The organism is Rathayibacter sp. AY1A7 (genome assembly GCF_002930845.1).
In the GTDB taxonomy this organism is placed as follows: Bacteria; Actinomycetota; Actinomycetes; order Actinomycetales; family Microbacteriaceae; genus Rathayibacter.
On record NZ_PSTL01000038.1, the window covers coordinates 1 to 13756 of the forward strand.

The following is a 13756-nucleotide window of genomic DNA, read 5'->3' on the forward strand; positions in this document are numbered from 1 at the left end:
CTCCCGCCCTCCCGTCTCCCGGCGCCCCCGCGCAGAAGCGCCCGAGCACGCTGCAGACCCTGCTGCGCCTCGTCCCCTTCGTCGGCGACTCCCTGCCCCGGCTGGTAGGCGGCATCGCGGTCGCGCTCGTGGCGAGCCTGGTGTCGCTGGTCATCCCGATCGTCCTGCAGCAGCTCGTCGACGGGCCGCTGGGGGACGGAGCGGCCTCCGCCGGCTCCGGCGACCTCGGGCCGCTGATCGGCCCGGTCGCCGTCATCCTCGTGCTCGGCGTCGTCGAGGCCGGTGCCATCGCGCTGCGCCGCCGGATGGTCCTCACCCCCAGCACGCGGATCGAGGCGCGCATGCGCTCGGCGCTCTACAGCCGCCTGCAGGACCTCCCCGTCTCGTTCCACGACCGCTGGCAGAGCGGGCAGCTCCTGTCGCGGGCGATGAGCGACCTCAGCCTCATCCGCCGCTGGATCGCCTTCGGCTTCGTCCTGCTCGTGGTCAACGCGCTGACGATCGTCGTCGGCTTCGGCGTCCTCGTCTACTGGAACCCGATCCTCGGCGTGCTCTTCGTCGTGTGCTCGATCCCGGTCTGGATCTACGGGTTCGCGTTCGAGAAGCGCTACTCGAGCATCGCGCGCCGCAGCCAGGACCAGGCGGGCGACCTCGCCACGACCGTCGAGCAGTCGGTGCACGGCATCCGCGTCCTCAAGGCCTTCGGCCGCCACCAGCACGCGCTGGAGAACTTCGCAGGCCAGGCCGAGAAGCTCCGCGGCACCGAGATCGACAAGGCCCGCGCCATCGCCGGGATCTGGTTCGTCCTGCTGCTGGTGCCGGACATCGCGTTCGCGCTCTGCCTGCTCGGCGGGGTCTGGCTCGCCGCGGCCGGCCAGCTGAGCGTCGGCGAGCTGTTCGCCTTCTTCGCCACCGCGACCGTGCTGCGCTGGCCGGTGGAGTCGATCGGCTTCCTCCTCTCGATGACCTTCGACACCCGCACGGCGGTCGACCGCTACTTCGAGGTGATGGACAGCCGGAACACCATCACCGACCCGGAGGACCCCGAGACGATCCTCGAGCCGCGCGGTCGGGTGCGCTTCCGCGACGTCCACTTCCGCTACCAGGACGCCCCCGAGCGCTACCGCGACCTCCTCGACGGCGTCGACCTCGAGGTCGAGCCGGGCGAGACGATGGCACTGGTCGGCATCACCGGCTCCGGGAAGACGACGCTCACCGCGCTGCTCTCGCGCCTCTACGACGTGACCGGCGGAGCCATCGAGCTCGACGGCGTCGACATCCGCCGGCTCCGCCGCGACGAGCTGCGCACGCACATCGGCATGGCGTTCGAGGACGCGACGCTCTTCTCCACCAGCGTGCGCGAGAACGTCCTCCTCGGCCGACCCGACGCGACCGAGGAGGAGCTGCTCGAGGCCCTCGAGATCGCGCAGGCCGACTTCGTCCACCGCCTTCCCGAGGGCCTGGACACGAAGGTGGGCGAGGAGGGGATGAGCCTCTCCGGCGGCCAGCGCCAGCGCCTGGCCCTCGCCCGCGCGGTGGCCGCGCGTCCGGCGGTGCTCGTCCTCGACGACCCGCTCTCGGCGCTCGACGTCGACACGGAGGCGCGCGTCGAGGCGGGGCTGCGCCGCGTGCTCGGCGACACCACGGCGATCATCGTCGCCCACCGCCCCTCGACGGTGGCGCTCGCCGATCGCGTGGCACTGATGGAGGAGGGCCGCATCACCGCGGTCGGCACCCATAGCGAGCTGCTCGCGAGCAGTCCGCACTACCGCTTCGTCATCTCGAGCCTCGAGGAGGACGAGCTGACCCGGCCCGCCGGGACCGAGCGCATCGGCTCCCGCCCCACGACGACCCACCAGGAGACGCGATCATGAGCACGCTCGGTTCCTCCGAGGAGCGCGACGACCTCAGCAGAGCGGAGTCGGCGGCTCTGCGCCGGCGCTCGCTGCGGCTGCTCGGCGCCCTGCTGCGGCCGCTCCGGCTGCGGCTGGTGCTCACCGCGGTCGTGGTCGTCGTCGCGACCGCTGCCCAGGTCGCGGGACCGGCGCTGATCGCGGCGGGCATCGACAACGGCCTGCCCGCGGTCCTCGCGGGGAACGCGGTCCCGCTGGCGGTCACGGTCGGCGCCTACATCCTCACCGGACTCGTCGGCGCGCTCCTGGTCGCCTGGTACACCGTGCTCTCCGCGCGGGTGAGCCAGGCGATCCTGATCGACCTGCGCAAGCGGGTCTTCCTGCACACCCAGAAGCTGAGCCTGGAGTTCCACGAGAACTACACCTCCGGCCGGATCATCTCGCGCCAGACCAGCGACCTCGACTCCATCCGCGAGCTGCTCGACTCCGGCATCAACCAGCTGGTGCAGGGTGCGCTCTACATGGGCTTCGTCGCGATCGCCCTCGTCTCCCTGGACGGCGTGAGCGGCATCGTGCTCGCCTGCGCCCTGGTGCCGCTCGCGCTGCTCACCCGCTGGTTCCAGAAGCGGTCGCAGGCGCTGTTCCGCGGCACCCGCGTCGCCTCGTCGCGGCTCATCGTGCAGTTCGTGGAGTCGATGACCGGCATCCGCGCCGTGCAGACCTTCCGCACGCAGAAGCGCAACGAGTCCGTGTTCGGCGGGGTCGTCGAGCAGTACCGGCTCGCCTACAAGCGCGTCTTCGGGGTGTTCGGCACCTTCGACCCCGGGCTCGTGCTGATCGGCAACGTCACCGTCGCCGTGGTGCTGTTCATCGGCGGCGTCCGCGTGCTCGACGGCGGGCTCGAGATCGGCGCGCTGCTGGCGGTCCTGCTCTACACCCGGCGCTTCTTCGACCCGGTGCAGGAGATGGCGATGTTCTACAACTCCTACCAGTCGGCGGCCGCCGCGCTCGAGAAGATCTCGGGCGTGCTGGCCGAGGAGCCGAGCGTCCCGGATCCGGCCCGCCCGGTCGACCTGCGCCAGGCACGGGGCCGCCTCGGCTTCGAGGACGTCCGCTTCGCCTACACCGCCGACCGCGAGGTGCTGCCGCGCTTCGACCTCGACATCCCCGCAGGGCAGACCATCGCCCTCGTCGGGTCCACGGGCGCCGGCAAGACGACGCTCGCCAAGCTGATCTCGCGCTTCTACGACCCGAGCGACGGCGTGGTGACCCTCGACGGAGTGGACCTGCGGCAGCTGCACCCGAAGGACCTGCGGCGCGCGATCGTGATGGTCACCCAGGAGGCGTACCTCTTCTCCGGATCCGTCGCCGACAACATCGCGATCGGGCGGCCGACCGCGTCCTACGACGAGATCGTCCGGGCCGCGCAGGCGGTCGGCGCGCACGAGTTCATCCAGGCGCTGCCGGACGGCTACGACACCGACGTGAACAAGCGCGGCGGCCGCGTCTCGGCCGGTCAGCGCCAGCTGATCTCGTTCGCCCGCGCGTTCCTGGCCGACCCGGCGGTGCTGATCCTGGACGAGGCGACCTCCTCCCTCGACATCCCGAGCGAGCGCCTGGTGCAGCAGGGCCTGCAGACGCTCCTGGCGGACCGCACGGCGGTCATCATCGCGCACCGCCTCTCGACGGTCGCGATCGCCGACCGGGTGCTGGTGATGGAGCACGGCCGCATCGTCGAGGACGGCACCCCGGAGGCGCTCATCGCCGGCGAGGGCCGCTTCGCCACCCTGCACGCGGCCTGGCGGGACTCGCTCGTCTGAGCGGCTGCCGCTCGCGACTAACGCCCTTGAGCCGATCTCGGCTCAGGGGCGCCAGCGTGCGCTGCGCACGTCGACGCGCCAGCCGCCCGGCGTGACGACGAGGGGCGTGCCCTCGCGCTCGTACTCCCGGCGGGCGCGCTCCTCGTGGCCGACCGGGGGCGCTCCTCCCGCGCGGACGACGCGCCACCAGGCGGTGTCGGAGCCGTAGCGGGCCATCACCGTGCCGACCGCGCGTGCCGCACGAGCGCCGAGGACCGCGGCGATCTCGCCGTAGGCCATCACGCGTCCGGGCGGGATCGAGGCGACCACCTCGAGGACGGCGGAGACGAAGTCGGCCGGCTCCGCTGCCTCCGGCGCCGCGCTCAGAGCGTCAGCGCCCCGATGTTCTCGCCGTACTGCGTCTCGCCGACGACCTCGAAGCCGATCCAGCGGAAGAACTGCTCCGGGCCGTCCTCGCCGGACTCCCAGATCACCGTGAGGGTGTCGAAGCCGCGGGCGCGCGCCTCGTCGGCGGTGGCGCGGACGGCGAAGGTGCCGACGCCGCGGCCCTGCTTCGCCGCGTCGATGTTGATGCGCCAGATGCAGCTGCGGAACTCCTCCGCCGCCTCCTGGTCGAAGTGCGCGTGGATGAAGCCGACCAGCTCGTCGCCGTCCATCACGGCCCGCTGCCAGGAGGCGCCCGGGTCGATCACCGCGGCGGCGGCGGAGTAGGAGACCGGCGCGATGAACTGCTCCTGGCCGGGTTTGAGGCTCAGACCGTTCACGGCGGAGATGTTCGAGGCGGACAGCTCTTCCAGGCGGAGGTCACTCATGCCGTCACTGTACCGGCGGCGCAGGACGGCGGGCATCCTCCTGTCGGGCGACGTGCGCCGGCCCCGGCGCGGACGATCGAGAACTGTCTCGACATCGAGACAGTTCGGGCCTCGGGTAGGCTGGCGGAGGCCATCCGGAGCGGTGCAGAGCCGCCCGTCCCGCACAGGTGCGGGGTCATCGACACCATGGGAGAGCAATGTCCAAGATCAAGGTTGAGGGAACGGTCGTCGAGCTCGACGGCGACGAGATGACGCGCATCATCTGGCAGAAGATCAAGGACACCCTCATCCACCCGTACCTCGACGTGAACCTCGAGTACTACGACCTCGGCATCGAGTACCGCGACGAGACGGACGACCAGGTCACGATCGACGCGGCGCACGCCATCCAGAAGCACGGCGTCGGCGTGAAGTGCGCGACAATCACCCCCGACGAGGCCCGCGTCGAGGAATTCGGCCTCAAGAAGATGTGGAAGTCGCCCAACGGCACGATCCGCAACATCCTCGGCGGCGTGATCTTCCGCGAGCCCATCATCATCTCGAACATCCCGCGCCTGGTCCCCGGCTGGAACAAGCCGATCATCATCGGCCGCCACGCGTTCGGCGACCAGTACCGCGCCACCGACTTCGTCTTCAAGGGCAAGGGCACGCTGACCGTCGAGTTCACGCCCGAGGACGGCTCCGAGCCGATGAGGTTCGAGGTCTACAAGGCCCCGGACGACGGCATCGCGCAGGTCCAGTACAACCAGGACGCGTCGATCCGCGACTTCGCCCGCTCGTCGCTGAACTACGGCCTCTCGCGCAACTACCCGGTCTACCTCTCCACCAAGAACACGATCCTCAAGGCCTACGACGGCCGCTTCAAGGACATCTTCGAGGAGATCTTCGAGACCGAGTTCAAGGAGCGCTTCGACGCCGCGGGCCTCACCTACGAGCACCGCCTCATCGACGACATGGTCGCCTCGGCCATGAAGTGGGAGGGCGGCTACGTCTGGGCCTGCAAGAACTACGACGGCGACGTCCAGTCCGACACCGTCGCGCAGGGCTTCGGCTCGCTGGGCCTGATGACCTCCGTGCTCTCGACGCCCGACGGCAGCGTCGTCGAGGCGGAGGCGGCGCACGGCACCGTCACGCGCCACTACCGCCAGCACCAGGCCGGCAAGCCCACCTCGACGAACCCGATCGCCTCGATCTACGCCTGGACGCGCGGCCTCGCGCACCGAGGCAAGCTCGACGGCAACCAGGAGCTCATCGACTTCTCGCTCACGCTTGAGGACGTGGTCATCAAGACGGTCGAGTCCGGGAAGATGACGAAGGACCTCGCCCTGCTCGTCGGCCCCGAGCAGGGCTGGCAGACGACCGAGGAGTTCCTCGCGACCCTCGATGAGAACCTGAAGGCCCGCATGTCGGCGTGATCTCCGGCTTCAGCAGACGCGTCCGGCCCGCACGATCCTCGGATCCTGCGGGCCGGAGGCGTCTCCGGGCCCGGTGGGACGCGCCCTTGCCGAGCGCCTCAGAGCGCCCGGGCGAGCTCCTCCATCGCGTGGAGCGGATCGGGCCCCGACGGCATCAGCACGACGCTCGACGCACCGGCCTCGTGCAGCAGGCCGATGCGGCGACGAGCGTCCTCGGGGGTGCCCACGACGGCCAGCTGGTCGACCCAGGCGTCGGGCAGGTCGCGGACGAAGGCGGCGCGGTCGGCGCTCTCGGCCCGCAGGCGGGCGAAGTCCTCGGCGAAGGGGAGCGGCTCGATGTGCGGCGCCCAGTCCGGCTCGCCGATCCACTCGAGTCCCGGCCGGACCGCGTCGCGCGCGGCGGCCGCGTCGTCGTCCACGGCGGCCACGTTGTAGGCGACGATCCGTCCGGTGCCGCCGAGGTGGCCGCGGGCCGCCGCGAGGTACTCCGGAGTGACGGGCTCGGCCAGGACGACCCCGTCGGCGATCCGGCCCGCGAGCGCCAGCGACTTCGGTCCGCGGACGCCGGCCAGCAGCGGCGGCACGACGGCGGGCGGCGACTCCAGGACGAGGCCGTCCACGTGCACGTAGCGGCCGGAGCGGTCGGTGCGCTCGCCGGAGAGCAGCGAGCGGATCGCGTCGAACTGCTCCTCGAGCAGGGTGAGCGGGCTGCGCGGCCAGACGCCGAGGCCGCGCATCCAGTGCGGCATCCCGTGCCCGATGCCGGCGTGGACGCGGCCGGGGAACAGCTCGGCGAGAGTGCCGAGCTCCATCGCGGTGAAGGCCGGCGTGCGGACGGCGGCGGGCAGGATGCCGATGCCGACGACGATCCGCTCGGTGGCGGCGAGCACCGCGCCGGCCTGGGCGATGCCGCCGCGGAAGCCGAGGTCCTCGACCACCCAGAGCTCGTCGAAGCCGAGCTCCTCGGCGCGGCGAGCGTAGCCGAGCACCTCGGAGGCGGGGAGATCGCGGGGGAGCAGGACGCCGACAGCGGTGTCGGAGGAGGAGGCGCGCATCCGGCCAGCGTAGGGCGTGCGGACACGCGGAGGGCCCGCCCGCACGATCGCGGACGGGCCCTCGCTCGTCGTCCTACTCGGCGGCCGTCTCGCCGATCCGCACCTGCTCGGGGCGGGCGGTCGAGACGACCTCGATGCGGCGGGGACGCGCCTTCTCGCTGACCGGGATGGTCACCGAGAGCACGCCGTTGTCGTAGGACGCGGCGATGCGCTCGGTGTCGACGCCCTGGCCGAGGCTCAGCTGGCGGACGAAGGTCGCCGACTGGCGCTCCCGGGTGATCCAGGTGACGTCGTCGCCGCCCGCGACGGTGCGCTGGGCGCGGATGGTGAGGAGCTGCCCGTCCACGTCGACGTCGACGGACCCGGGGTCGATGCCGGGGAGGTCGGCGGTGAGGACGTAGTGGTCGCCGTCCCGGTACAGGTCGATCGGCATCCGGCGGGGCCCCTGACCGGAGCCGAGGCGGGCGGTGGCGAGGCGGTCCAGCTCGCGGACGGGGTCGTAGGTGACAGCCATGAGATCACTCCATTCAGTCGTGCAACGAAGAGTTCCAAGAGTTGAGCCGACCCGGCTCAACGCGAATAAATTAGCACTCGCGGAGGGGGAGTGCCAACGGATCGGCCCCTTTCGGTGTCAACTTCGTTACCTGTTCGTAACAAAGCTGAGCAATCGAGTTCGTAGGGTCGTTTCTGTGTGGAAACCGATCCGGTTCCCAGCGAATGTGAGTTAGGACATCGATTGCCGATCCACCTGTCCCACCGACCACCCGTCCGCCGCGCTGAGAGGCGCATCCTCGCGGGCCTCGCCGTCCTCGGAGTCGCCGCGACCGCGGCCTTCGCCACCACCGGCGCCAGTGCCGCCCCTCTCGCCGGCAGCGCCTCGCTCGTCGGCGGGCTCTCCGTCGGCCAGAGCTTCGACGACGGCGACTACGTCGTCACCCTCGTCGAGCCCTCCGCGGCCACCTACCAGGGCACCGATGCCCGCTTCGCCCGCACCGCGCCCGTCGACGGTGCGCAGCTGCAGGCCGCCTCGGCTCCGGTGGAGGACTACTCCGCCCACCTCGAGCAGCGCCAGGAGGACGTCGCCTCCGCGGTCGACGCCGCCATCGGCTACCACTACACCGTCGCCCTCAACGGCTTCTCCGCGACCCTCTCGGGCGAGCAGGCGGGCGAGCTCGCGAGCCGCCGCGACGTCGCCCAGGTCCGCAAGGTCGAGAACCTGAAGGTCGACCGCGCCGCGCAGGCCTCGCCGCTCGCCGCGGCCGCCGCCGGCACCCCGGTGCCCGACACCGGACAGCAGCGCTCCACCGACTTCCTCGGCCTCGAGGGCGAGAACGGCGTCTGGCAGAAGCTGGGCGGCATCGACAAGGCGGGCGAGGGCGTCGTCGTCGGCGTCATCGACTCCGGCATCGCGCCCGAGAACCCCTCCTTCGCGGGCGCGCCCCTGGCGACCTCGCCCGGAGCGGCCCCCTACACGGACGGCACCACCACCTCCTTCGTGAAGTCGGACGGCGGCACCTTCGTCGGCTCCTGCTCGCCGGGGCTCCCCGCCTCCGAGCAGTGGGACGGCGACGAGTGCAACCAGAAGCTCATCGGCGCACGCTGGTTCCTCGCGGACGAGGAGGTCGGCTCGACGGACAACCCCGAGTACCGCTCCCCGCGCGACGCCGACGGACACGGCTCGCACACCGCGAGCACGGCAGCCGGCAACAACGGCGTCGAGGCGAGCGTCGACGGCTACGACTACGGGAAGATCTCCGGAGTCGCCCCGGCCGCCAAGGTCGCCGCGTACAAGGTCTGCTGGAACGGACCCGACGAGGGCACCGACGACGACGACTTCTGCTCCGGAGCGGGCATCCTCGCGGCCATCGACGCCGCGACCAAGGACGGCGTCGACGTCATCAACTTCTCGATCGGCGGCGGCTCGGCCACCTCGACCCTGACCGCGATCGACGAGGCGTTCCTCAACGCCGCCGCTGCCGGCGTCTTCGTCGCGGCCTCGGCCGGCAACTCGGGTGCGGGCGCCTCCACGCTCGACCACGCGTCGCCCTGGTACACCACGGTCGCCGCGTCCTCCATCCCGACCTACACCGCGACCGCTGCTCTCGGCGACGGCCAGAAGTTCGTCGGAGGATCCATCTCGGTCCACGAGGACGTCACCGGACCGCTGGTGAACAGCGCCGACGTCGTCCGCTCGGGCGCCGAGAACCCCGCCATCTGCGAGACCGGCACCCTCGACCCCGACAAGGTGAAGGGCACGATCGTCGCCTGCACCGCGGGCGTCACCGCGCGCGTCTCCAAGTCGGCCGAGGTCGAGCGGGCCGGCGGCATCGGCATGCTGCTGCTCAACCCGACCCCGAACGCCCTGCACGTCGACGACCACTCGGTCCCGAGCATCCAGATCGACTCGCAGGCCTACCAGGCGATCACGACCTACGCCGGCACCGCCGGTGCGACCGTGACCCTCTCCGAGGGCAACTCGTCCGGAGCCTCCATCCCCGTCCCGCAGGTCGCCGGCTTCTCGTCGCGCGGACCCGCTGAGGCGGACGGCGCCGACGTGCTGAAGCCCGACCTCACGGCGCCCGGCGTCGCGATCCTCGCCGACAGCTTCAACGCCGAGGGCGACGACCCCGCCTTCGCGTTCGAGTCCGGCACCTCGATGTCGTCGCCGCACGTGGCGGGCCTCGGCGCGCTGATCCTCGGCGCGACCCCGAAGGCCTCGCCGTCCGCGGTGAAGTCGGCCATGATGACCTCCGCCTACGACAGCGTCGACCAGTCGGGCGCCGCGTCCGAGGACGTCTTCGCCCAGGGCGCCGGACACGTCGACCCGGCCGCGTTCCTCGACCCCGGGCTGGTCTACGAGAGCGGCACGGAGGACTGGATCGCGTTCCTCAAGGGTGCGGGCTACGTCTTCACCTCGAACCCGGTGATCGACCCGATCGCCGCGATCGACCCGTCCGACCTCAACCAGGCCTCGATCGCGATCGGCGCCCTCGCGGGCACGCAGACCGTGACTCGCACGGTCACCTCGACCGGCGCGGGCACCTACACCGCCTCGGTCGACGGCCTCGCCGGGATCGACACCGTCGTCTCGCCCTCGACCCTCTCCTTCACGGGTGCGGGCCAGACGGCGGAGTACACGGTCTCCTTCACCACCGGCTCGGCGGCGCTCAACCAGTTCGCCACCGGCTACCTGACCTGGGCGAGCGCGGAGCACGACGTCCGCAGCCCGATCGCGGTGCGCCCCGTCCTGCTGGACGCGCCCTACGAGGTCTCCGGCACCGGCTCGACCGGCACCGGCACGGTGACGGTCACGCCCGGCATCACCGGCGCGCTGCCGCTCACCGCGAGCGGTCTCGCCGAGGGTGTCCTCGCCGAGGACGCCACCGCCGCCGACGGCCACTCGGCGACGCTCCCCACGGGGAAGTCGCTGACGACCACCGTCGTGGTGCCGGAGGGCGCCGAGTTCGCCCGCTTCGACCTCGACTCACTCGACGACGCGGCCGACCTCGACCTCACCGTCACCAGCGAGAGCACCGACAAGGTCTTCACCTCGGCGACCGGCTCGGCCGACGAGCGCGTCGACATCGCCGACCCCGCTCCGGGCGAGTACACGGTCCAGGCCGATGTCTACTCGACCGCTCCGGGATCCTCGACCGTCACGTTCGACTTCCGCAGCTTCGTCATCACTCCGGAGAACGGTCTCGGCTCGCTGAGCACCGACCCCGCCGTGGTCGACGCCGTGCAGGGCGAGCCGATCGCGTACGCGGTCTCCTGGTCGAACCTGGCGGGCCCGGCCCGCTACCTCGGCCGTGTCGCCTACACCGACTCGGGACTCGCGACGCTCGTGAGCGTCGACGTCACCGAGGCGGTCACCCCCACCCCGACGCCGACCGCGACTCCGGAGCCCACGGGCACGCCGGAGCCGACCGCGACGCCGACTGCCGGCCCCACCGCCGGACCGGGGGAGCCCACCTCCACGCCGACCGCCGGACCGGGCGCGCCCGGCCACGGCGCCGGCGGCCTCCCGTCGACGGGCTTCGACGGCGGTCTCCTCGGAGCCGCCGCCCTCGCCCTCCTCGGTGCAGGTGCTGTGATCACCGGCCTCCGACGCCGCGCCCTGGCGCAGCGTGAGGCGGGCGCCGCGGAGTAGTCCTCCGCGACCGCCGCGAACGGCCGTCCCCCTGCTCCTCCCGGAGCGGCGGGGGCGGCCGTTCGCCGTTCCCGGGAGGGGGCGGAGACGGGGCGGCTCGTGGTGCGGGCCGGGAGCAGGACCGGCCGGGCTGCGTGGGGGAACGGCTCGAGAGGGGAGGCGGGAGCGGGTCGGGGAGAGATCGACGATCAGGCGGGGCGGAGCATCTCCGACTGGGGCCCCGGCAGTGCGATCGGCCCGGGATCCCGCTGCGGTGGCGCATCCCCGGAGGTGCATCGACGGGAGAGCGCGGTGGCGACCTGCCGCTGCGAGCCGGGACGACGCGTTCGGTCCCGCTCCGAGCGGCGGCGAGCGCACGGGGACCGCGGTACACCCTCGGGGACAGCGGTGGACGGCTCCGAGCGAGCGCCCCCTCGGCCTGAGCGGCCGCCGTCAGGATCAGAGGGAGCGGCGTCCCGCGATGACGCCGGAGACGACGGCGAGGACGCCGAAGACGATCGCGACGACCGGCTGGCCGAGGTCCAGCCACGCCAGCGCGGCGGCGCCCATCACGAGCAGCTCGATCAGCGAGCGGCCGTAGACGTCGATCGCGAGGACCGCGCGCGGCGAGAGGAAGAGCGCCCAGACCAGCGCGGCGACCACCGGAGCGCCGATGCCGAGGACGATGTTCCACGGGAGGTCCCACGACGCGAAGCCCCAGAGGGCGAAGGTCGCCAACGCGACGAGCTCCAGGAGGAACCGGAGGATCGCGTTCGGGCCGATCCTGATGTCGGTGCCCGCGGTGTCCGCTCCTGCTCGATTCACGCCGACCATGCTAGCCGCCGGAGGTCAGCGGAAGATGATGGTGCGGGCCCCGTCGAGGAGCACCCGGTCCTCCGCGAACCACTTGACCGCCTGCGTGAGCGTGCGGCTCTCCTCGTCCTGCCCGATCGCCACGAGCTGGGCGACCGAGTGCGAGTGGTCCACGCGCACCACGTTCTGCTCGATGATCGGCCCCTCGTCGAGGTCGCTGGTCACGAAGTGCGCGGTCGCCCCGATCAGCTTGACGCCGCGGGCGTGCGCCTGCTTGTAGGGGTTCGCGCCCTTGAAGCCCGGCAGGAACGAGTGGTGGATGTTGATGGCGCGACCGGCCAGTCGCGCGCAGAGCTCGGGGGAGAGGATCTGCATGTAGCGCGCCAGGACCACGAGCTCGACGTCGTGCTCCTCGACGACCTCCAGCACGCGCTCCTCGAACCCGCGCTTCGACTCCGGCGAGACCACGGGGCGCGACTCGAAGGGCACGCCGTAGAACTCGGCGAGGTCGCGCAGGCTGCCGTGGTTGGACAGGATCATCGGGATGTCCACCGCGAGCTGCCCGGCGCGCTGGCGGAAGAGCAGGTCGTTGACGCAGTGCGCGGCGGTGGAGGCGAGGACGAGGGTGCGCAGCGGCCGGCCGACGACGTCGAGGCGCCACGTCATCCCGTAGTGCTCGGTGATCGGCAGCAGGGCGGCGGCGAACTCCTCGCGGCTGATCGGCGACTCCACCTGCAGGCGCATGAAGAAGCGGCCGGTGTCGGCGCTCGAGAACTGCTGGCTCTCGGTGATGTTGCCGCGGGCCTGGACGACGGCACCGGACACGGCGTGCACGATGCCCGGCTGGTCGGGGCAGGCGAAGGTCAGGGTCCAGTGGTTTCCCGCGGGCCGGGCGCCGGACCACGCGGCGTCGCTGCCCGTCGGACGGGTGCTCGCGGAGGCGGGCCGGGGAGTCGCGGACGCGGCGGGTTCGGGCTGCATCCGCCCAGGATAACGGTGGGGCACGGGGCGGTCCGCGCGCCTCAGCCCGCGTCGACGGACACGACGGCGACGGGTCCCGTCCGCCCGTCCGGGGAGGAGTAGCGGACGCCGATCGTGTGCCTCCCAGGACCGACCTCCAGGGTCGCGGCGAGGACGGGGGCTCCGGGAGCGAGGGACCGCACCTGCCCGCCGTCGACCAGGAGGTCGAGGCCGTCCGCGTCGGGATCGGCGAGCACGAGCACGCCGACCGCGCCCCCGCTCGACGCGGCCCGGGCGAGGAGCACCGGAGCGCGCAGGTCGACCGTCTCGGGGGCGCTGACTCCTGCAGCGGTGCGCGCCAGCACCGTGGTCGTGCCCGCGGGGAGGGGGAGCGCCGGCGCGGTCCAGGAGCCGTCGGCGTCGGCGGTGGCGGAGCCCACGCGGCGTCCGTCGGAGGCGTCCTCGAGGAGCACCTCGGCGCCTGGCGCGGCGGTGCCCCGGGCATCGGGCAGCAGCCGGCCGTCGGTGTCGAGCGCGAGGGTCGGTGCGGCCGGAGCGGGAGGTGTGGCCGGAGTGGGGGTCGTGACCGGTGCGGGAGTCGAGACCGGAGCGGAGGTGCTCGGCGCCTCTGTCGGGACCGGCGCCGGAGTGCTCGGTACGTGCGTCGCTGCCGGAGCCGGAGTGTCCGGTGGGGGAGTCACGGTCGGAACAGGAACAGGAACAGGAACAGGAACCGGAGTGCTGGGCGCGGGGGTCGGGACCGGAACGGAGGGCAGGGCCGGGCCGTTGCCGATCGGGCCCGGCGCGGAGCTCCCGGTCGTGGTCCCCGGCGGCCCGGAGGGGGCCGGACCCTCGGTGACGGCAGGGGAGGGCGCCGGTGCGGGGCTGCCGGTCACGGC

At 72.3% G+C, this 13756-nt stretch carries 11 protein-coding genes; 4 read left to right on the forward strand and 7 right to left on the reverse strand.

Annotation, left to right across the window (positions count from 1 at the left end; all coding sequences use genetic code 11):
- Both C5B95_RS16680 and C5B95_RS16685 read left to right on the forward strand, forming a co-directional pair.
- A partial coding sequence (locus C5B95_RS16680; RefSeq protein WP_374954265.1) for an ABC transporter ATP-binding protein occupies positions 1–1874 on the forward strand: 1874 nt, incomplete at its 5' end.
- Positions 1871–3673, forward strand: coding sequence for an ABC transporter ATP-binding protein (locus C5B95_RS16685; protein ID WP_104349665.1), 1803 nt, complete (start codon positions 1871–1873; stop codon positions 3671–3673). The genes C5B95_RS16680 and C5B95_RS16685, both read left to right, overlap by 4 nt.
- A gap of 42 nt (positions 3674–3715) precedes the next feature.
- On the opposite strand, the gene C5B95_RS16690 is transcribed toward C5B95_RS16685, so the two are convergent.
- Both C5B95_RS16690 and C5B95_RS16695 read right to left on the reverse strand, forming a co-directional pair.
- Complete coding sequence (locus C5B95_RS16690) at positions 3716–4039, reverse strand: MGMT family protein (protein WP_104349666.1); 324 nt, start codon at positions 4037–4039, stop codon at positions 3716–3718.
- Positions 4036–4485 carry an N-acetyltransferase gene (locus C5B95_RS16695; RefSeq protein ID WP_104349671.1) on the reverse strand — a complete coding sequence of 150 codons (450 nt, stop codon included), beginning with the start codon at positions 4483–4485 and terminating at the stop codon, positions 4036–4038. Before C5B95_RS16695 ends, C5B95_RS16690 begins: the two co-directional genes overlap by 4 nt.
- Before the next feature lie 197 nt (positions 4486–4682).
- Between C5B95_RS16695 and C5B95_RS16700 the strand changes: the two genes are divergently transcribed.
- Positions 4683–5900, forward strand: a complete 1218-nt coding sequence (locus C5B95_RS16700) for an NADP-dependent isocitrate dehydrogenase (RefSeq protein WP_104224939.1) — start codon at positions 4683–4685, stop codon at positions 5898–5900.
- Between the two features lie 98 nt (positions 5901–5998).
- Here the strand turns inward: C5B95_RS16700 and C5B95_RS16705 are convergent, their stop codons facing one another.
- Positions 5999–6955 carry an LLM class flavin-dependent oxidoreductase gene (locus C5B95_RS16705; protein ID WP_104349667.1) on the reverse strand — a complete coding sequence of 319 codons (957 nt, stop codon included), beginning with the start codon at positions 6953–6955 and terminating at the stop codon, positions 5999–6001.
- A 73-nt stretch (positions 6956–7028) separates the two neighbouring features.
- Positions 7029–7469 (reverse strand): Hsp20/alpha crystallin family protein, encoded by a 441-nt coding sequence (locus C5B95_RS16710; RefSeq protein WP_104349668.1) that lies wholly within the window; start codon positions 7467–7469, stop codon positions 7029–7031.
- A gap of 222 nt (positions 7470–7691) precedes the next feature.
- Between C5B95_RS16710 and C5B95_RS16715 the strand changes: the two genes are divergently transcribed.
- A complete protein-coding gene (locus C5B95_RS16715) occupies positions 7692–11105 on the forward strand; it encodes a S8 family serine peptidase (protein ID WP_104349669.1) in 3414 nt (1137 codons plus the stop codon).
- A gap of 438 nt (positions 11106–11543) precedes the next feature.
- Here C5B95_RS16715 and C5B95_RS16720 read toward each other — a convergent pair whose 3' ends face one another.
- Genes C5B95_RS16720 through C5B95_RS17280 form a run of 3 tightly spaced genes read right to left on the reverse strand, consistent with a single transcriptional unit; the run spans position 11544 to position 13558 of the window.
- Positions 11544–11909: a YrdB family protein gene (locus C5B95_RS16720; RefSeq protein WP_244230596.1), complete on the reverse strand. Its 366-nt coding sequence runs from the start codon at positions 11907–11909 to the stop codon at positions 11544–11546.
- Between the two features lie 24 nt (positions 11910–11933).
- Entirely contained in the window at positions 11934–12878 is a 945-nt protein-coding gene (gene purU / locus C5B95_RS16725; protein ID WP_104227281.1) for a formyltetrahydrofolate deformylase, read from the reverse strand.
- Between the two features lie 41 nt (positions 12879–12919).
- Entirely contained in the window at positions 12920–13558 is a 639-nt protein-coding gene (locus tag C5B95_RS17280; protein ID WP_146076645.1) for an Ig-like domain-containing protein, read from the reverse strand.
- Between the last annotated feature and the right edge of the window lie 198 nt (positions 13559–13756).

What these genes read in the sequence shown, in the direction of transcription:
- C5B95_RS16705 (WP_104349667.1), bottom strand. Translation starts at nt 6,955, where the DNA reads ATGCGCGCCTCCTCCTCCGACACCGCTGTCGGCGTCCTGCTCCCCCGC.
- purU (WP_104227281.1), bottom strand. Translation starts at nt 12,878, where the DNA reads ATGCAGCCCGAACCCGCCGCGTCCGCGACTCCCCGGCCCGCCTCCGCG.
- C5B95_RS16695 (WP_104349671.1), bottom strand. Translation starts at nt 4,485, where the DNA reads ATGAGTGACCTCCGCCTGGAAGAGCTGTCCGCCTCGAACATCTCCGCC.
- C5B95_RS16710 (WP_104349668.1), bottom strand. Translation starts at nt 7,469, where the DNA reads ATGGCTGTCACCTACGACCCCGTCCGCGAGCTGGACCGCCTCGCCACC.
- C5B95_RS16685 (WP_104349665.1), top strand. Translation starts at nt 1,871, where the DNA reads ATGAGCACGCTCGGTTCCTCCGAGGAGCGCGACGACCTCAGCAGAGCG.
- C5B95_RS16700 (WP_104224939.1), top strand. Translation starts at nt 4,683, where the DNA reads ATGTCCAAGATCAAGGTTGAGGGAACGGTCGTCGAGCTCGACGGCGAC.